At 64.2% G+C, this 18474-nt stretch carries 19 protein-coding genes and 1 tRNA gene; 14 read left to right on the top strand and 6 right to left on the bottom strand.

Annotated features, from left to right (window positions below; all coding sequences use genetic code 11):
• Positions 1-27: 27 nt before the first annotated feature.
• On the bottom strand, positions 28-3165 hold the full coding sequence (carB, locus tag ACGYLY_RS00365) for a carbamoyl-phosphate synthase large subunit (protein WP_395283568.1): 3138 nt from the start codon (positions 3163-3165) through the stop codon (positions 28-30).
• A gap of 455 nt (positions 3166-3620) precedes the next feature.
• Between carB and ACGYLY_RS00370 the strand changes: the two genes are divergently transcribed.
• Together ACGYLY_RS00370 and ACGYLY_RS00375 are read left to right on the top strand one after the other, a co-directional pair.
• Positions 3621-4175, top strand: a complete 555-nt coding sequence (locus ACGYLY_RS00370) for an FxsA family protein (protein ID WP_395283569.1) — start codon at positions 3621-3623, stop codon at positions 4173-4175.
• A gap of 35 nt (positions 4176-4210) precedes the next feature.
• Positions 4211-4284 (top strand) — tRNA-Ile (locus tag ACGYLY_RS00375).
• A gap of 104 nt (positions 4285-4388) precedes the next feature.
• Here the strand turns inward: ACGYLY_RS00375 and ACGYLY_RS00380 are convergent.
• Positions 4389-4520, bottom strand: coding sequence for a hypothetical protein (locus ACGYLY_RS00380; protein ID WP_395283570.1), 132 nt, complete (start codon positions 4518-4520; stop codon positions 4389-4391).
• Between the two features lie 76 nt (positions 4521-4596).
• Complete coding sequence (locus tag ACGYLY_RS00385) at positions 4597-4989, bottom strand: SHOCT domain-containing protein (protein WP_395283571.1); 393 nt, start codon at positions 4987-4989, stop codon at positions 4597-4599.
• 83 nt (positions 4990-5072) lie between these two features.
• On the opposite strand from ACGYLY_RS00385, the gene ACGYLY_RS00390 reads away from it, so the two are divergent.
• Positions 5073-6392: a cytochrome P450 gene (locus tag ACGYLY_RS00390; RefSeq protein WP_395283572.1), complete on the top strand. Its 1320-nt coding sequence runs from the start codon at positions 5073-5075 to the stop codon at positions 6390-6392.
• Positions 6393-6411: 19 nt separating this feature from the next.
• On the opposite strand, the gene ACGYLY_RS00395 is transcribed toward ACGYLY_RS00390, so the two are convergent.
• Positions 6412-6810, bottom strand: a complete 399-nt coding sequence (locus ACGYLY_RS00395; protein ID WP_395283573.1) for a hypothetical protein — start codon at positions 6808-6810, stop codon at positions 6412-6414.
• Positions 6803-7819 carry a PGF-CTERM sorting domain-containing protein gene (locus ACGYLY_RS00400; RefSeq protein ID WP_395283574.1) on the bottom strand — a complete coding sequence of 339 codons (1017 nt, stop codon included), beginning with the start codon at positions 7817-7819 and terminating at the stop codon, positions 6803-6805. The genes ACGYLY_RS00395 and ACGYLY_RS00400 overlap by 8 nt, the downstream gene beginning before the upstream one ends.
• Before the next feature lie 105 nt (positions 7820-7924).
• On the opposite strand from ACGYLY_RS00400, the gene ACGYLY_RS00405 reads away from it, so the two are divergent.
• From ACGYLY_RS00405 to ACGYLY_RS00430, 6 genes are all read left to right on the top strand, one after another.
• Positions 7925-8137 (top strand): hypothetical protein, encoded by a 213-nt coding sequence (locus tag ACGYLY_RS00405; RefSeq protein WP_231185434.1) that lies wholly within the window; start codon positions 7925-7927, stop codon positions 8135-8137.
• A 41-nt stretch (positions 8138-8178) separates the two neighbouring features.
• A complete protein-coding gene (locus tag ACGYLY_RS00410; protein WP_395283575.1) occupies positions 8179-8439 on the top strand; it encodes a hypothetical protein in 261 nt (86 codons plus the stop codon).
• 39 nt (positions 8440-8478) lie between these two features.
• Entirely contained in the window at positions 8479-8997 is a 519-nt protein-coding gene (locus tag ACGYLY_RS00415; RefSeq protein ID WP_231185432.1) for a peptidylprolyl isomerase, read from the top strand.
• 96 nt (positions 8998-9093) lie between these two features.
• Positions 9094-9852: a creatininase family protein gene (locus ACGYLY_RS00420; protein ID WP_395283576.1), complete on the top strand. Its 759-nt coding sequence runs from the start codon at positions 9094-9096 to the stop codon at positions 9850-9852.
• A 351-nt stretch (positions 9853-10203) separates the two neighbouring features.
• Complete coding sequence (locus tag ACGYLY_RS00425) at positions 10204-11844, top strand: DUF255 domain-containing protein (RefSeq protein ID WP_395283578.1); 1641 nt, start codon at positions 10204-10206, stop codon at positions 11842-11844.
• Between the two features lie 88 nt (positions 11845-11932).
• Positions 11933-12739, top strand: a complete 807-nt coding sequence (locus tag ACGYLY_RS00430; protein WP_395283579.1) for a TrmB family transcriptional regulator — start codon at positions 11933-11935, stop codon at positions 12737-12739.
• Between the two features lies 1 nt (position 12740).
• On the opposite strand, the gene ACGYLY_RS00435 is transcribed toward ACGYLY_RS00430, so the two are convergent.
• The gene (locus tag ACGYLY_RS00435; protein WP_395283580.1) at positions 12741-13376 is read right to left on the bottom strand and encodes a molybdenum cofactor biosynthesis protein B; all 636 of its coding nucleotides are present in this window, start codon (positions 13374-13376) and stop codon (positions 12741-12743) included.
• 87 nt (positions 13377-13463) lie between these two features.
• Between ACGYLY_RS00435 and ACGYLY_RS00440 the strand changes: the two genes are divergently transcribed.
• From ACGYLY_RS00440 to ACGYLY_RS00460, 5 genes are all read left to right on the top strand, one after another.
• Complete coding sequence (locus ACGYLY_RS00440; RefSeq protein WP_395283581.1) at positions 13464-14504, top strand: zinc-binding dehydrogenase; 1041 nt, start codon at positions 13464-13466, stop codon at positions 14502-14504.
• Positions 14504-14710, top strand: a complete 207-nt coding sequence (locus tag ACGYLY_RS00445) for a hypothetical protein (RefSeq protein WP_231185426.1) — start codon at positions 14504-14506, stop codon at positions 14708-14710. The genes ACGYLY_RS00440 and ACGYLY_RS00445 overlap by 1 nt, the downstream gene beginning before the upstream one ends.
• 149 nt (positions 14711-14859) lie before the next feature.
• On the top strand, positions 14860-15585 hold the full coding sequence (locus tag ACGYLY_RS00450; RefSeq protein ID WP_395283582.1) for a helix-turn-helix domain-containing protein: 726 nt from the start codon (positions 14860-14862) through the stop codon (positions 15583-15585).
• Positions 15586-15645: 60 nt separating this feature from the next.
• Positions 15646-17634 (top strand): prolyl oligopeptidase family serine peptidase, encoded by a 1989-nt coding sequence (locus ACGYLY_RS00455; RefSeq protein ID WP_395283583.1) that lies wholly within the window; start codon positions 15646-15648, stop codon positions 17632-17634.
• Complete coding sequence (locus tag ACGYLY_RS00460) at positions 17631-18467, top strand: M55 family metallopeptidase (protein ID WP_395283584.1); 837 nt, start codon at positions 17631-17633, stop codon at positions 18465-18467. The genes ACGYLY_RS00455 and ACGYLY_RS00460 overlap by 4 nt, the downstream gene beginning before the upstream one ends.
• Positions 18468-18474 lie beyond the last annotated feature (7 nt).

Genomic DNA, 18474 nt, shown 5'->3' on the forward strand with positions numbered 1-18474 from the left:
TCCCGGTGAGACGGGAATCGACCCCGACTAACGACCCCACTCGCGTTCGACTTTCGGCCTGTCGCCGACCGACTGCACGCACAGCGGTTCGTCGCGCGCGGCGAGCGCTTCAAGCGCCGCCGTCGCGCTGGCAGCGGTCGTGAAGTACGGGAGGTCCTCCTCGACGGCCATCTCCAGCGCCGCACGGTCGTCGCTCACGAGGAAGTCTATCTTCCCCTCCCGGACCGCTTTCGCGGTGTCGTCGAACTCGGCGAGCTCGTAGTAGTCGCCGAAGCCGTCCACGTCCAGTTCGATGGCCGCGACGCCCTCCGCCGGAAGCGCGTTCGAGGCGGCGGATTGTGCCTTTTCGTAGGCCTTGCCGAACGAGTCGGCGGTGCCCATCACTTCGCCGGTCGATTTCATCTCCGGGCCGAGGCGCGGGTCGGAACCGGACAGGCGGTCGAACGGGAGAACGACCTCCTTCACGCTCGTCTGCTCGGGTATCCGTTCGACCGCGTCGAGTTCGGGCAGCGTCTTCCCGGCCATCGCCTTCGCCGCGAGTTTCGCTATCGGAACGTCGGTCGCCTTCGAGACGAACGGAACCGTCCGCGAGGAGCGCGGGTTGGCTTCGAGGACGTACACGGTTCCGTCCTGCACAGCCAGTTGGACGTTCAGCAGGCCGACCGTGTCGAGCGCGCGAGCGATGTCTTCCGTCACGTCACGGACGCGGGAGAGCGTCTCCTCGTCCAGCGAGCGCGGCGGAATCATGCAGGCCGAGTCGCCCGAGTGAACGCCCGCGGTTTCGACGTGCTCCATGATGCCGCCGATGACGATGTTCTCGCCGTCGGACACGGCGTCCACGTCCAGTTCCACGGCGTCGGCGAGGAACTCGTCGACGAGGATGGGTTTGTCCGGCGAGACACGAACGGCCTCCTCGATGTATTCCGTCAGTTCCTCGTCGTCGTACACGATGTCCATCGCGCGGCCGCCGAGGACGTAGGACGGGCGCACGAGGACGGGATAGCCGATATCGTGTGCGAGTTCGAGGGCCTCCTCCTCGCTGGTCGCGCTGCCGCCGGTCGGCTGTTCGATTCCCAGGTCGTCCATCAGGCGGTTGAAGCGGTCGCGGTCCTCCGCGAGGTCCATCGCGTCTACCGTGGTGCCGAGGACCGTGCAATCGAGGTCACGGCGTTCGAGCTCCTCCTCCAGCGGGTGGCCGATATCGACCGACGTCTGACCGCCGAACTGGACCATCACGCCGTCGGCGTTCGTCGCCTCGATGACGTCCGCGACTTCTTCGGCGGTTATCGGTTCGAAGAACAGGCCGTCGGAGGTGTCGTAGTCCGTCGAAACCGTCTCCGGGTTGTTGTTCACGACGTGGGCCTCGATACCCATCTCGCGGAGCGCACGGACCGCGTGGACCGAACAGTAGTCGAATTCGACTCCTTGCCCGATGCGAATCGGGCCGCCGCCCACGACCACGACGCTCTCGACGTCGGGGTTCACCTGCAGTTCGTCGTTGCCGAACACGTTCGTCTCGCGGGCGGACCGCGCGGAGTAGTAGTACGGCGTCGAGGCGGCGAACTCGCCCGCACAGGTGTCGACCTGCTTGAACGAGCGCTCGGGTGCGGCCGTCTCGACCGACCCGACGTCAGCGCCCGCCATCGCCGCGACCTCCTGATTCGTGAATCCCTTCTCGGCCGCCGGGGCGAACTCGCCGTCCTGTGCAGCCTCGACCGATTCCGCGATGCGGCCGTAGCGCTCGACGTACCACGATTCGATGCCGGTCAGGTCCGCGACCTGTTCCGCTGTGTAGCCGCGTTCGAACGCCTCGAACATGGCGTACGGGCGGTCGGGGGAGGGTCTTTCGAGATAGTAGGATTCGAGTTCGTCGTCGCCGATTTCATCCCACTCCGCGTCGGGTTCGTACTCCGAACTGCGGAGTGCCTTGAGGAGGCTCTCCTCGAACGTCCGCCCGATGGCCATCGCCTCGCCGGTGGATTTCATCGCGGTGCCGAGTTCGAAATCCACGTCGTCGAACTTGTCCTTGGGCCAGCGCGGCACCTTCGTCACCACGTAGTCGATTGCGGGTTCGAACGCGGCCGTGGTCTCGCCCGTAATCTCGTTCTCGATTTCGTGCAGGCGTTTGCCGAGGGCGACCTTCGCCGTGACGCGGGCGATGGGGTAGCCTGTCGCCTTGGAAGCGAGCGCGGAGGACCGCGAGACGCGCGGATTCACTTCCACGACGCGGTATTCGCCGCCGGGCGTGCCGTCGTCGTGCCACGCGAACTGGATGTTACATCCGCCCTGAATCCCCAAGTCGCGGATGACTTCGAGGGCCGCATCGCGCATCTCCTGATGGCCCTCGTCGGGGATGACTTGCGAGGGCGTGACGACGGTGGACTCGCCCGTGTGAATCCCCATCGGGTCCAAGTTCTCCATGTTGCAGATGATGATACACGAGTCGTCGGCGTCGCGCATCACCTCGTACTCCAGTTCGACCCATCCGGCGATGGATTCGGTGATGAGCACCTCGCTGTTGCGCGAGAGGCGCAGTCCTTTCCGCACGCGCTCTTTCAGTTCGTCCATATCGTGAACGACGCCGGACCCCGACCCGCCGAGGGTGTAGGTCGTGCGCGAGATGACGGGTAGTCCGCCGACGGTTTCGACGGCGTCCTCGACGCGCTTTCCCAGCGCCTCCTCGTCCATCTCGGTGGCCGATTCGCCCTCGTCGAGCGTGATGGTCGTCGAGTACGGCATCGGTTGGTCGAGTTCCTGCATCCGCTGGCGGAACAGGTCGCGGTCCTCGGTGGCGTAGATGGTATCGAGGGGCGTCCCCATGATATCCACGTCGTACTCTTCGAGGATGCCCTCCTCGCTGAGTTCCGCGGTGACGTTCAGTCCCGTCTGTCCGCCGAGACCGGCGATGACGCCGTCCGGGCGCTCCTTCCGGATGATTTCGGCGATGGCGTCCGTCGTGATGGGTTCGATGTATACTTCGTCGGCCATCTCGGGGTCGGTCATGATGGTCGCCGGATTGGAGTTCACGAGAACGACTCGCGCCCCCTCCTCCTGTAGTGCGCGGCAAGCCTGCGCGCCGGAGTAGTCGAACTCCGCTGCCTGCCCTATTTGGATGGGTCCACTTCCGATGAGCAAAATCGTCCTGTTCTCGGTGTCCTTACTCATGGCTGTTATCGGTGTGAAGTTCGTACATCGTAATAAGCCCCACGAATCATTACGAGGTACGAAACTGAATTTCGAATTTCGGAAACGAACTCGTGGATTTGGGTCTTTCGGGAGTTTCCCGACGATTCCGGAACGGAAGCGACGAGACGGGGGGAAGAACTGAACGAAGGCATAGTGACGGCCGTCGTTTTCGACCGAAAGTGAGTTCGGACATCGGCCGGTTCGATAGGTCGCTCGTACGCTCCGGACGCAAATTTTTCCGCCACTTCCGCGACCGATAGCGTCGCGCGCGGCGCGACACGACTTCGCACCACGCACGCGCGTCGGATAGTCCGTCCGTAGCGTGGACGACACGGGCGGACCTAACCGAGTGTCGCCGTTCGTCTTTCAGTTCCGCTCGTCGGAGTTACATCAGCAGGTAAAGGGTTTTACAGCCTGAACCACTACGTCGAATCATGTGGAAACGGTTGCTGGCGCTGTTGCTGTTGATTCCGTTACTCGACGGGTTGTTCCTCGTCTTCGTCGCCAGCCAGATCGGCTGGCAGATCACCGTCGTGCTCGTCGTGCTGACCGCCCTGCTCGGAATGTTGCTAGTTCGCGCCGAGGGGAGACACACCATCAGGGAGATTCAGTCCGACCTCGCACGCGGGAACGCCCCGACGAACCGCATCATCGACGGCGGGTTCCTGCTCGTCGCGGGTGCCTTCCTCCTCACCCCCGGCCTCATCACGGACACGCTCGGGTTCCTCTTCGCGCTCCCGCCCACGCGTGCGGTGTTCCGTACGGTGGCCAAGAAGTGGATCATCACGCCGTACATCGACAAGCAGACCGGCGGGTTCGCCACGGGCAACGTCTACACCTTCGGCTTCCCCGGCGGCGGCAACCTCACCGGAACCGGGGACTCGGGAACCTCCTCCTCGAACGGTTCGGACGGCGACACCTATCGGGTGGATTCGGACGCCTACGACATAGAGTTCGACGACGATTCCGAGGAGAAAGGAAACCCTTAAAACTCACAACCGGCAACGAGTAAATGCGCCAACCGGGGCCAATAGCTCAGTTAGGTTGAGCGCTCGGCTGATAACCGGGAGGTCCGCGGTTCAAATCCGCGTTGGCCCACCTTCAACGGGGGCCGAGGACAAACTCCCCAGCCACCTAATCTTACGGTTCACAACACCTTCGAGAGTTTTCTCTGGGCGTTGTGTTTTCGGTACTACGATTCCTTAGCCACCGCTTCCATCCGTCTGTACTTTCCGTACCACCCAGACGAACGAGATGATTGCCAGCCCCGTCAGCAGGTGTTTCGCCAGTCCGCGCCAGTTCGGATAGTCGGTTTTCGTACCTTGTTTCTCCATGGGGTTCCGTCGGGCGAGTCCCTGAAGTCGGTTGTGGCGTTCGGAAATCGTCTCTCGAAAATCGGAGATTCCTCGGTCAGTTGCGTTCGCGTTCCCGCTCCCGCCGCGCTTTCACGTCCGCAACCGTCTCGTTCTCCAAGAGCAGGTTCACCCGACGTTCGAACTCCTCTTCGTCGATTTCCCCGCGGGCGTACCTGTCACGGAGGGTATCGAGGGCGTCCTGCTGGGGGTCTTTCCCCTCCTCCGTTCCGTCCCGTCCCTCCCCCTCGTACCAGTCGGGCGTTCCCGTCGCCCGTTTGACCGCGTCGGAGAGGATGGCGACCAGCGGGAGCACGACGACGAATCCGATCGCGAAGATCATCCACGCCCAACTGATCCCTAAGAAGAGGCCGAGAATCCCCGTACCGAGGATGACGAAGACGAGTATCGCGGGAGCCTCGTTCAACAATTCGTCCAGAAGACTGCCCATAGAGCGTTTCTTCACCACCATTCATAAAAAGATTGTCACTCGTTAGGGAGCAAGTTCTTACCGTGTGCAACCCAATCCCAAGCATGGCAAACCGCGTGCCATCGGGACCGGAGGGGGTACCGATTTTGGGGTCCAGTCTGCAGTACGCGGACGACCCGTTAGGGTTCATGGAGCGCGTCGCACGCGAGTACGGCGACGTGGCCCGTATCGACGTGTACGGAACGGAGGTCTACCAAGTGACCGACCCGGAAGCCATCCGGCGCGTCCTCGTGACGAACGCCGCGAACTACCGCAAGCCGAATCTGGGCGGCGACGAGGGCCTGGGTGGTCTCCTCGGCGACGGATTGCTGACGAGCGACGGCCACCACTGGCAACGCCAGCGCAAGACTATGCAACCGTCGTTCTACGGCGCGAAACTGGACGAGTACGGGAATATCATCGTCCGCGATACGATCGAATTGGCCGACTCGTTCGTGGACGGCGAACACACCGACATCCACGCCGAAATGTCGGAACTCACGCTCAAAATCGTCGTCGAGAGTCTTCTCGGCGTGCGAATCGACGGGATGGAACGCGCCATCCGCGATGCGCTGGTCGAAGTCGGCGAGCGCTTCCAACCCGGCCCGCAGGGGTTCGTCCCCGAAGAGGTGCCGACGCCGCGAAACGTGCGGTATCGGCGCGCCGTCGAGAAACTCGACCGAATCCTCCGCGAAATCCGCCGACAACACGACTACACCGGCGACGAGGACGACCTGCTCGGCGTACTGTTCGACCGGGAGGAGGTGGGAGACCTCGACGCGGAGAGCGTTCGCAACGAGATGATGACGATGTTGCTCGCGGGCCACGACACGACGGCCCTGACGCTCACGTACGCGTGGTATCTCCTGTCGAAGCACCTCGAGGTCGCAGCGCGGTTCCACGACGAACTCGATTCGGTGGTGGACGGGACGCCGACCGTCGCCGACCTCGCGCACCTCGACTATCTCGACAAAATCGTGACCGAGGCGATGCGGCTGTATCCGCCCGCCTACGTCGTCTACCGACAGACGGTGGCGGCGGACGAACTCGCCGGGTTCCACGTTCCCGCCGACACCATCGTCTCCACGCCACAGTGGGTCGTCCACCACGACGAGCGCTACTTCGATGACCCGTGGGAGTTTCGACCCGAACGCTGGACGGACGAATTCCGCCGCGAACTCCCGCCGTTCGCCTACTTCCCGTTCGGCGGCGGCCCGCGCAAATGTATCGGCGACGGGTTCGCCATGCGCGAGGCGAAACTCGTGCTGGCGACCCTCGGGAAGCGATTCGCGTTCGACCTCGTGTCGTCTGCGCCGTTGTCGCTCGTCCCCCTCGTCACTTTGCACCCCGAAAACCCGGTCGAGGTGACGGTTCGAGCGCGGTAGGATGGTCGCCGTTCGCCCCTCAGTCCATTTCGCGGATGACGAACGAGATGCCGATGCCGGCCGCGAGGAGGACGACGAGGTTGAATATCGCGTTGAACAGCGACCGATACTGCGAGGCGACGAAGGTTCGGATCACGTTCAGCGCGCTCATGTAGAACTGGAAGAGCGCCACGACGGCGAGGAGGACGAGGACGACGAGCGCACCCCGATACAGGTAGGTCCGAACGTCGAGTTCGTCGGCCGTGTTCCGCAGGCGGTCATCGTTTCGGTTCGCCCGTTCGGGTTCCGGCGGCGTTGCTCGTTCGTCGTTGATCGTCGTTCGTCCGCCGTCGGTCGTCGCGGTTCGTCCACCGTCGGTCGTCGTCGCGGTCGTCGAGGCCGATTCGTCCGCACTCGTCGTGGATTCGCTTTCAGTCATGTTTCCTCCGATTGGTTCGTGCAACCAGTCCCGCCCCGAGCAGGGCGACGATTCCCGCGACGACGGTGAAGCCCGGTTGTCCGGCGTCGTTCGCCGTCGTCGTCTTCGACTTCGATCCCTTCGTGTTGCTGCCCTCGAAATCCGAGACGGACAGTTCGACGTCCGATTCCGTCTCGTTGACCGAGAGCGTCTTCGAGGGGTCCAAGTTCGCGGCGCTTCGCGCGGTGCCGATGACGACGCCGTCCTTCCAGAGGACCGCGTCGAGATAGTAGTTGTAGCCGTCCGGCACCGTCACGGTCGCCGACGGGTTCGCGGTTCGCCCCGCGTCGATGGTTCCGACGGGAACGGTCGTTCTGTCGGTGACGATGTTCGAGTCCGCCTGCCGCGCGATGAAGACGATGCGAACGTCCTCGGAGGGGTCGTCGCCCTCGTTCGTCAGATAGGTCGAAACGTCGAGCGACACCCGGTCGTCGCTCACGGTAGCAATCGAGTAGTCGATGGGTGGGAACGCGCTCGTTCCGTCGTTCCAGTGGAAATCGACGCCCGTTCGGGCGTAGTCGGGTCGGAGCGCGCCGACGCCGCGCACGTCCGTGCCGCCCTCTGCGATTCGCTTCCCGTCGCTGAACACGACTGTTTCGATCCTGTAGTCGCCGCGACGTTCTACCGAGAGGTTCTGCGTGACGCTCTCCTCCCGTTCGCCGTCGATGGTCGGGACGCGCGACTGCGTCGTCGTCTCGACCAATCCCGAGTCCGAGTGGACCGCTCGGACGAGGACGGAGACGTTCTCCGCCACGCTGCCTCGGTGTTCGAGTCGCGTTTCGACCGCCAAGGTCGCCGTCCCGCCCGACACGTGACCGGGCGCGATGGACACGTCTTCGATTCGAAGACCGCTGGGGCGTTTCTCCTCCCGTGACCCCGCCGCGAGTGCGCCGGGAATCACGGCGGCAGCGAGCAGGCTCACCACGACGAGGAGGGCGATGCCGCCCGCAAGTATCCGTTCACGTTTCATGTCCGATTCGTGTGGTTTTGGACTAAATGCTTTGTGCTCTGTCACTTGGTCCGCCGCTCGGTACAAACCGTGCGATTCAGGCGGGTGGAGGACGAACGCGCTGACATGAGCACACAGAACGCCGCGGGGAAGGTTCGGTTCGGCCTGGCGATGGCGCTCGGCGTCATCGTGCCGGGGATGGTGAAATACGTCCTGACGCAGAACGGCTACGGACTCCTGGGGACCCTCATCTTCTACTCCGGCTATCTCACGGCCGCCATCGTCATCTGGTACGTCTGGGTCAGACCGCTGGAGTTGACGGGGTCGGGCGGGGCATAGCGGAAGTTTAAAGGAGAACTCACCCCGACTGTCGGGCAGGAATGTTCGAGTTCGTCCCACTGCCACTCGTCGACGACTTCCTTCTCAAGATCAACGTCGGTGACGCGGTTTTCGCCCTGTTCGCGCTTTCGCTGTTGGCTTCGATTCCGCTGAAATCCCGGAAGGTTCTGTCGCTGAACTCGATTCTGTTCGGCGTCCTGTTCCTTCTCATCGTCTCGATGGGTGCGCCGCCGACGTACGCCTACCTCGGCGTCGTGTTGTTGGTCGTCGCGCCGCTGTTGTACACGACGGCCGGTCAGTAGATAGAACGTCTTTTTTCCTTGGAGGCCGACCGTTCCGATATGGCAGACGACCTAACGGCCACGCTTCACACGAATCACGGCGACATCGAGGTTCGACTGTTCGACGAGCGAGCGCCCCGCACCGTCGGGAACTTCGTCGGTCTGGCGACCGGCGAGCGGGAATGGACCGACCCGCAGTCGGGCGACCGGATGACCGACCAACCGCTCTACGACGACGTGCTCTTCCACCGCGTCATCGACGATTTCATGATCCAGGGCGGCGACCCGACGGGGACCGGCCGCGGCGGTCCGGGCTACCAGTTCGACGACGAGTTCCACCCCGAACTCTCCCACGACGGCCCGGGCATCCTCTCGATGGCCAACTCCGGCCCGAACACCAACGGGTCGCAGTTCTTCATCACGCTCGACGCCCAACCGCACCTCGACAACCGCCACGCCGTGTTCGGTGAGGTCATCGACGGTATGGACGTCGTCGAGGAGATCGGCAACGTCGACACGAACCCGCAGGACAAACCGCTCGACGACGTCGTCCTCGAATCCGTCGAGATTCACGACTGAACGCGGACGCGAACGTCCTTTCTGCGGTCCGGTTTTCCATCAGGCTGGGTGATTTTTGCCCGTCCGTTCATCGCCACCAGTTACACAGTGATACACATGACGACGAACTCGAACTTCGAACTCGCGGAGTACAGTTGGCCGGACGTCAAAACCGCGCTCGACGACGGGACGCGAACCGCCATCGTAGCGGTTGGGTCGGTCGAACAACACGGCCCGCATCTGCCGTTGCTAATGGATACGCTGGCGGGCGACGAACTGGCGAAACGAATCGCCGAAAAACTCGGCGACGCGCTCGCCGCGCCGACGATTCGGCCCGGTTGTTCGGGACACCACATGGAGTTTCCGGGGACGATAACGATTCCGGCGACGGTCCTCATGGACCTAATTTCCGCCTACTGTGAGTCGCTGGACGAACACGGCTTCGAACACGTCGTCCTCGTCCCGACCCACGGCGGCAACTTCGCGCCTGTCAACACCATTGCACCCGAAATCGCCCGCGACATCGACGCGAACGTCATCGCACTCGCGGACCTCGGGGATCTCATGGAACTCCAGAACGAGGGGCTTCGGAAGGGCGGCGTGGAGTACCAAGAGGACGTGATTCACGCGGGGGCCGCGGAAACCGCGATCGTGCTGGCGATAGACGAGGGTCTCGTCGGGACCGACGAACTCGAACTCGGCCACGAGGAGGAGATTTCCGTCTCCCGACTCCTGAGCGAAGGGTTCAGGTCCATCACCGAGAACGGCGTTCTCGGCGACCCGCGCGAGGGAACCGCGGAGGCCGGCGAGGAGATCCTCGACACCGTCGCGACGGCGTACGCCGAGCGAATCGAAGCGGAGCGCGACGCCATCTGAACGTCGGGGAGTGCTGATTCGACGGTCGGTTGGATGCGCTGGAAAATATCCGTGCGTATCTCTTCTCGGTCGCGGTGATACGGTCTCGAATCGGATTCGGATATCGCACGCTCGATTCCAGCGACCAGGCAACAACGACCAGGCAAACCGCACCGCGTGCGGGCGGGACGCGCACGTCGCGTCCCGCCCTCGGCGTCCCCCTTCCACCCCGGGCGTTCCCCGATTCGCGCGTACTGCGCGAATCGCGTTCACCGCGCGTCCCGTTGCCCGGACGGGGCGGTTCCCGGCGGTTGACCCTTCCTCCCGCGTGGATTCCGAAACCACTTCCATCGTTCGCACCGATGGTCCGCCATGGACCAGTCTGCGGAACGGACGAAGATCGAGTGGCGCGAGTGGGGTGACGCGGCGTTCGAGGAGGCACGGGACGCCGACAAACCGATCCTGCTCTCGCTCTCCGCCCGGTGGTGTTCGTGGTGTCACGAGATGGACGAGAAGACGTACGCCGTGCCGACGCTGGCGGCGAACGTCAACGATTCGTTCGTCCCGATTCGGGCGGATATCGACCGCCACCCGCGCGTCAGGGAGCGCTACAACATGGGCGGCTTCCCGACGACGGTGTTCCTCACGCCGGAGGGCGAACACCTGACCGGCGCGACGTTCCTCGACGCGAACACCATGCGTCAAGTCGTCGGGCAGGTGCGGGACCTCTGGGAGCACAAGGGCCGCGACGCGTCGCAAGTCCCGCGAAACGTCCGCGACCAGAACCCGCCGTCGGGCGAGGTGACGGACGAAATCGAGCGCCTGCTGGTCGGCCAACTGGAAGACCGGTTCGACCCGACGAACGGCGGGTGGGGCGACGACGCCAAGTTCCCGCTTCCTCGAACCGTCGAGTTCGCGCTCAAACGCGACCGGGAGCGGGCGCTCGCCACGCTCTCGTCCATTACGGCGAACCTCTACGACGACTACGAGGGCGGTTTCTTCCGCTACGCTGGGACCCGCGAATGGAACGACGTTCACCGCGAGAAGATGCTCGACGTGAACGCCGCGCTCCTGCGCACCTACGCGAACGCCTACCTGTACACCGGCGAGGAACGCTACCACGACCCCGCCGCAAAGACGGTCGAGTACCTCACGACGACGCTCTGGGAGGGCGACGCCTTCGGCGGAAGTCAGCGACCCGGCGACGGCTACTACGAGGGCGACGCGAGCGACCGCGAGAGCGAGGGGGCTCCGGCGGTCGATTTCACCGCCTTCGCCGACCGGAACGCGCTCGTCGCCGACGCGTTGCTCACCTACGTCGCCTACACGGACGACGAACACGCCCGCCGCTACGCCGAGCGAACCCTCGATTTCCTCTCGTCGTACGTCGAGGACGGCGCCGTCGTCCACTACCGCGACGGCGACGAGGAGGGGGAACGCGGCCTCCTCGCCGACCAAGCCGCCGTGATTCGAGCGTTCGTCACCGCCGCGCAGGTCCTCGGGAACGAGAGGGACTACCTCGACACCGCTCGCGCCGTCGCCGACCACACCATCGACACGCTCCAAACGGACGACGGCGCGTTCGTCGACGGCCCGGAGGAGGGTCCCGGCCTTCTCGACCGGTCGCTTCGTCCTGTGGACGACAACGCGACGATTGCGGACGCGCTGGTCGATTTGGCGATTCTGACCGGCGAGGAGTCCTACGAAATCGCGGCGCGCGACGCCGTCGGTGCCTTCGCCGGTGCGGCCGACAGAATCGGCGTACAGGTCGCCGTCTACGCGACCGCCGCGTCCCGATTGTGCCGTCCGCCCTTGCGAGTCGTCGTCGCCACCGAACCCGGTTCGAACCTTCACCGTGCCGCGCTCCGCCTCGCCGACCACGAGAAGGTCGTCGTCCTCGACCCCGACGGCGAGTACGAACGAGGAACGGCTCGCCTCGTCGACGGGGAGACGGTCTCCGAACCGGCCGCGTCTCCCGCCGAACTGAGTGAACTGGCATCGAGTTTTTTCTGAAGATCTCGCCCGAAGATAATCGTACGTTCGGTCGGATCGTCGGGAACGCACGTAGCGTTTTTATACTGTCGGCCTAATGTCAACAGTTATGGCAAGTCTTCGCGATTTGGGGCTCTCGGAATACGAAACCCGCGCCTATCGGGCGCTGTTGAATACGGGTCCGACGACGGCGAAGGACCTCTCCCGCGTGAGCGAGGTCCCGATGGGACGGATTTACGACGTTCTCAACAGTCTCGAAACGCACAACCTCGTCCGCAGCCAGAGCGCGAGCCGTCCGAAAAAGTACGTCGCGGTCGAACCGAGCACCGCGCTTGACCGGTTGCTCGAAGACAAAATGGACGAATTGAACGCGAAAGCGGACCAGTACGAGAACATCGTCGACGAGTTGAGTACGGAACTCGACACCGTCGAACCCCCCATCGAGGAGGGTTTCTGGACGGCGGCGGTCGGTCCGGAGGAGTCGCTCGAACTGCTCATCGAGCGATTGGACGCGGCGGAACGTCGAATCGTCATGGTCGCCGGGCGCGTCTCGCCGACGTTCGACATCGGCGACATCGGCGACACCGTCACCGAGCACATCGAACGGGCGCTGTCCCGCGACGTGAAGGTGTCGGTTCTCATGTCGCCGAAACTCGTCGACACGCTCCCCGAGAGTGTCGGACGACGCTACGCTTCGACCCTCTCCGACCATCCGAAGTTTTCGGTCCGAACGACGCCCGAACTGGACGGCACGTTCAACCTCATCGACGACATCGAGGTGTGTATCGAGGTGGCGAACCCGCTTTCACCCGGTGAGGCGTTCGCCATGATAGACCTGAAGGACCCCGAATTCGCCGCGAACGTCAACAGCCAGTTCTCCTCGCGGTGGGAGGTCGCGGAACCGCTTCACTTCTGAACTACTCGCGCCGAGCGAGGCCGACGAGGTGGCCCGCCTCTTCGAGGACGATTTCGGACACGCCGAGGCGGACCGCGTTCTCGCTGCCGGGCAGACAACAGACCGCGGTGCCGTCCGCGACGCCAGCCGTCGCCCGCGTTCCGACGATTTTCGTCCCGATGTCGTCGTATGAGAGTCGGCGGAACAGTTCGCCGAATCCGGGCAGTTCCTTGTCGAGGAGCGGGCACACGGCCTCTATCGTCACGTCGTCCGGCGTGACGCCCGTGCCCCCGGTCGTGACGATGACGTTCACGTCGTCGCGGCCGACGATGTTGTTCACCGTCTTCTGTACCCGGTCGTGATCGTCGGCGACGAGTTCCCTCGTGACGACTTCGTGACCCGCTTCCTCGACGAGTCCGGTGATGGCGTCGCCCGCCGGGTCGTCGTCCACCGACCGCGAGGAGGAGACCGTGACGACCGCGAATCCGAGTTCGCTCACGTCGTGGGCGTGGTGGTCGGGATGGTCGTGTTCGTCGTGGTCGTGGTTCCCCCGTTCGTCGTGGCCGTGGTCACGGTCGTCATCGCCGTGCCCGTGGTCGTGACTGTCGTGCCCGTCATCGTCGTGTCCGCCATCGTCGCCGCCGTCGTGGTTCGTCATGTTCAACCGTTGGGCGGCGCGCCCCAAAAGTCCACACGAACCCCCTATTTGCACACAGTTTTAGTCTTCGCCGCTGAGGGTGCACGTATGAAAGCCGTCCAGTTCACGGAACACGGCGGAACCGAGGTCATCGAATACGGCGATTTCCCCGACCCGGAACCCGAACGCGATGAAGTCCTCATCGACGTGAAGGCGGGCGCGCTGAACCACTTGGACGTGTGGACCCGCCGCGGTCTCCCTGGTCTCACCCTCGATATGCCCCACATTCCCGGGAGCGACGGGGCGGGCGAAGTCGTAGCGGTCGGCGAGGACGTGACCCGCTTCGAACCCGGCGACCGCGTCGCCCTCTCGGCGGGCGTCAGTTGCGGCAAGTGCGAATTCTGCCGCCACGGCCAACACTCGATGTGCGTGAACTACCACATCATCGGCGAGCACGTCCGCGGCGTCCACAGCGAACTCGCCGCCGTTCCCGAGGACAACTTGATACCGGTGCCCGAGGACGTCGCGTGGGAGACGGCGGCGGCGGCCCCGCTCGTCTTCCAGACCGCGTGGCGGATGCTCATCACGCGCGCAGACCTCACGTCAGGCGACGACGTCCTCGTCCTCGGTGCGTCCGGCGGCGTCGGCCACGCGGCGGTTCAAATCGCCGACTACGCCGGGGCGACGGTGTATGCCACGGGGAGCAGCGAGGAGAAACTCGAACACGCCCGCGAACTCGGTGCCGACCACGTCATCGACTACGAGGCCGAGGATTTCGCCTCGCAAATCCGCGAGTTGACCGGCGGCCGCGGGGTGGACGTCGTCGTGGACCACATCGGCAAGGCCACGTGGCAGGACTCGCTCAAGAGCCTCGCCAAAGGCGGCAAAATCGTCACCTGCGGCGCGACGACGGGCGGCCAACCGGAGACCGACATCAACCGCATCTTCTGGAACCAGCTTTCGGTCATCGGATCCACGATGGCCAGTCTCGGCGAGGTGGACGACGTGATGGAACTGGTGTGGGACGGCACCTTCGAACCGGCGATTCGGGAGGTTCTCCCGATGAGCGAGACGGCCCGTGCCCACGAGATGCTCGAAAACCGGGAAGGCTTTGGTAAAGTGGTGGTAAAACCCGATAGCGAGCTATGATGACCGAGGACAGCGAACAGCGGGAGTTCGGACGGAGCGGGTGGATTCTGGTCGGCGTGATCGTACTGGCGTTCATCGTTTCGCCGCTCCTCATCTACCTCGACCCGCCGTACCTCCCGTTCAAGTTCGCCTACCTCATCCTGCCGCTCATTCCGGCCCTGCTACTCGGCGGGACGGCGGTCTGGTCGGCCCAAAAGCGAGTGTAGTTCGGAGGACGGTACGGGACCGGGCTTCAGCGTCGCGACCAGTCCGATATCGAATCGTCCACTATTTTATCGTCTCGACTAGTTCCCGTAAAACTGTACCATCCGATATACACAAATTTTTCATGATGTGGGAGAATGACACACACTGAATGAGCGTCATCCACGTCTCGGAGAATCAGAACGGAACGACACATCGACAAGTGGAACTCAAACTCTGGCATCCGGGGTGTTGGACTCTCGAAGTCACCGACGAATACGATGACACGCACATCCTCGAAAAGTCGCTCTACCCGACCGATGAGACGGTCAAAGGCGACTTCATCATCGTCACCAACGGCGACCACGACATCGGAGCGTTCGTGGAGGCCATCGACTCCCACCGCGTCGTCGAGAGCACGGCCATCCTGAAACACAGCGGCGACCGCGCCCGTATCGTCGTCACCTACGCTCGCTCGTCCAGCATCGTCCCCGAAATCGTCAACTCCGAGTTCATGCCCATCGAACCCGTCCACATCACCGGCGGGTGCGAGTACTGGACCGTCCTCGTCCGCTCGGACCAACTCGAATCTGTGTTCACCAGACTCGAAGACGAGTACGACGTGCAGTTGGAGTCGATTCACGAGGTGGACCCGAACGACAACGTGGAGTTCGCCAACACCAGTGACCGGATCTACGACTCGCTTTCGGCCCGCCAGACGGAGTGTCTCTTCTCGGCGCACGAAGCGGGGTACTACAACTGGCCGCGGGACGTGACGGCGAACGACATCGCCGCCGACTTCGGCATCAGCGGGCCGACGTTCCTCGAACACCTCCGAAAGGGCGAACAGAAGGTCCTCAACGCCTTCCTCTCGAAACTCGCCAAGCGAAACTACTGAGCGCGTTGTCACGATAGCCGCATCAGGAACCGCTTTGAGGGTTGACCCGAATCGATTTTTATGCCACTTTCCCCCACGATTTCCGACGTACTTGACGTGAAGTATCCCGGTCCCCCGGCGTGGTCCGCGGACGGCGACTTCCTCGCGGCGACGACCTACGAAGACGACGGAAACTCCCTGTTCGTGACCGACCCGGCCGGCGACTCCCCGTGGAAATTTGTCCCCGAAGAGGGCCACGTCACCGAGTTCGCGTGGTCGACGACGACCCCCGAACTCCTCGTCGCGACCGACGCGGGCGAGTTGTTCCTCGCCGACCCGGACGAACGAACGACCGACCTGATTCGCTCCGGTCCGGAGGCTACGGCGTCGTACACGTGGTCGAACGACGGGACGCGCTTTTCGTTCTACCGCGACGGCCGTCCCGTCGTCCGCGACGCGACGACCGGCGCGGAGCGAAGTTTCGACGTTCCCGAACGCGGGCCGTTTCTCGACGAGGAACGGATGTTCGCGTGGTCGGACGACGCGCTCCTCGCGTATCGGTTCGTCGAGGACGACACGACGCACGTGGGCGTCATCGATGTGAACTCCGCCAGCGGTGACACCGACGAACTCGTCTGGCGGACGCGCGGCGAGATGGCGAGTTCCTGTCCCGCGTGGCTGGCCGACGGTCGCGTCGTTTTCGACCGGCGCGGCGAGGGCGGACGGGTCAGGAGAACGATCGCCGCTGACACCGAAACGGGCGAGGAAAGCGTTCTCGTCAGGGAAATCGACCGCGAACGCGGTATCGTTTCGAGCGGTGCCCCGACGGTGTCCCCCGACGGGACGAAAATCGCTCTCTCGCTCCCGATGGACGGGTGGGACCACGTCCACGTCGTCGACGCGGAAACCGAGGAGCGAACGCAACTCACCGAGGGGTTGTTCGAGGACAAGGGCGTCGCCGACGCGACGCCGCGATGGCTCGACGACGAAACGCTCGTCTTCGCTTCCAACCGGAACGACCCCGGCCAGCGACACCTGTTCTCCGTTTCCATCGACTGCGAAACGACGCCGCTCGTGGAGACGCCCGGAACGAACGTCCACCCCCGGCCAGCGCCGGACGGCGAAACCCTCGCGTATGTCCACGCCGACCGAACGCGCTCGCCGGAACTCCGCGTTTCGAGTGTGGCTGACGGCGAACCGAGGACGAGGAGACTCACGCGCTCGTCCGTGGAGGAGTGGCCGACGCCACCGGTCGAACCCGAACGGGTCGAGTTCGAGAGCGCGGGACGGTGTATCGACGGCTATCTGCTCGACCCGCGGCAGTCCGACGCCGTGGACGATGCGACGGACCTCCCCGCCGTCGTCTGCGTCCACGGCGGGCCGATGCGCCAAATGCGCGACGGCTGGCACCCGTCGCGCGCGTATGGCCTGTTCTACACCTATCACCAGTACCTCGCCGCAAAGGGGTACGCCTGCCTCTTCGTCAACTATCGCGGCGGCATCGGCTACGGGCGGGAGTTTAGACAGGCCATCGCGGGGTCACGCGGGAAGGACGAAATCGAGGACGTGGCGCGGGCGGGCGAGTACCTGAAATCGTTGGACTACGTGGACGCCGATTCGGTCGCCGTGTGGGGGCTCTCCTACGGCGGTTACGCGACGTTGCAGGTCCTCGGGACGCATCCCGACGTCTTCTCGGTCGGCATCAACCTCGCCGGACTGGCGGACATGGAACTGTACCGCGGGTGGGCCGAGGAGACGAAATACCCGGCGGCCGTCTCCGCCGAAGCGTTGCGGATGGGCGGCGAACCGTGGGAGGTCCCGGAACGATGGGACGAGGCCTCCCCGGCGACGCACATGGCGAACTACGAGGTTCCGCTCTACAACTTCCACGGGACGGGTGATCGGTACGTCAACTTCGAGCAACTCGACGTGGTGGTCGAAGCGCTCACCGACCTCGAAAAGGAGTTCGACGCCGACCACTATCCCGGCGAGAACCACGTCTTCTCGAAGCGGGCGACGTGGAGGCGAACCTTCAGGAAGGTCGAACGGGTGTTGGAGGACGAACGATGAACGTCTTCATCTCCGCCGACATGGAGGGAATCACGGGAATCGCCGACCCGAGCGACGTGGTGAAGGGCGAGGCCGACTATCCCGCCGGACGGGACGCGATGGTCGCCGACGTGAACGCGGCCGTCGAGGGCGCGCTTGCCGGCGGTGCCGAGGAGGTACTGGTCAACGATTCGCACTCCTCGATGACGAACCTGCCCCGCGAGCCGCTGCACGAATCGGCCCACCTGATTCGCGGTGGCACGAAACCGTGGTCGATGATGCAGGGACTGAGCGAGGACCACGACGTCGCCCTCTTCGTGGGCTACCACGCCAAGGCCGGAACGCCGGAGGCCGTGTTGAACCACACCTACTACGGGCAGGTCCTCCTCTCGCTCCGCGTGAACGGAACGGAGGTCGGCGAACTCGGCTGGAACGCTGGACTCGCGGCCTCGCTCGGCGTTCCGGTCGGTCTCGTCACGGGCGACGACGCGACCCAAACGGAGGCGCTCGACCATCTGGAGGACGTCGAAACTGCCGTCGTCAAGGAGGGAATCGACCGGTTCACGGCGAACTGTCTTCCCCCCGAGCAAGCCCGAAACCGGATTCGAGAGGGCGCGGAGCAGGCGGTCCGTCGAGCGTCCGACTTCGCGCAACCGACGCCGGACGAACCGGTGATCATCGAGGCCGACTGGGCGGCGACGAATCAGGCCGCCCGCGCGGCGGAGATTCCGTCGGTCGAACGCGTCGCTGGTCGGACGACCCGCATCGAAGCGGACTCGTACGTCGCGGCGTTCGAGGCGTCCGTGGCGATGTTGCACGGCGGCGGCGCGGGGAGAAACGAGTTCTACGGGTAGGCGGTCC

It is taken from the genome of Haladaptatus sp. CMAA 1909, assembly GCF_043952005.1.
GTDB lineage: Archaea > Halobacteriota > Halobacteria > Halobacteriales > Haladaptataceae > Haladaptatus.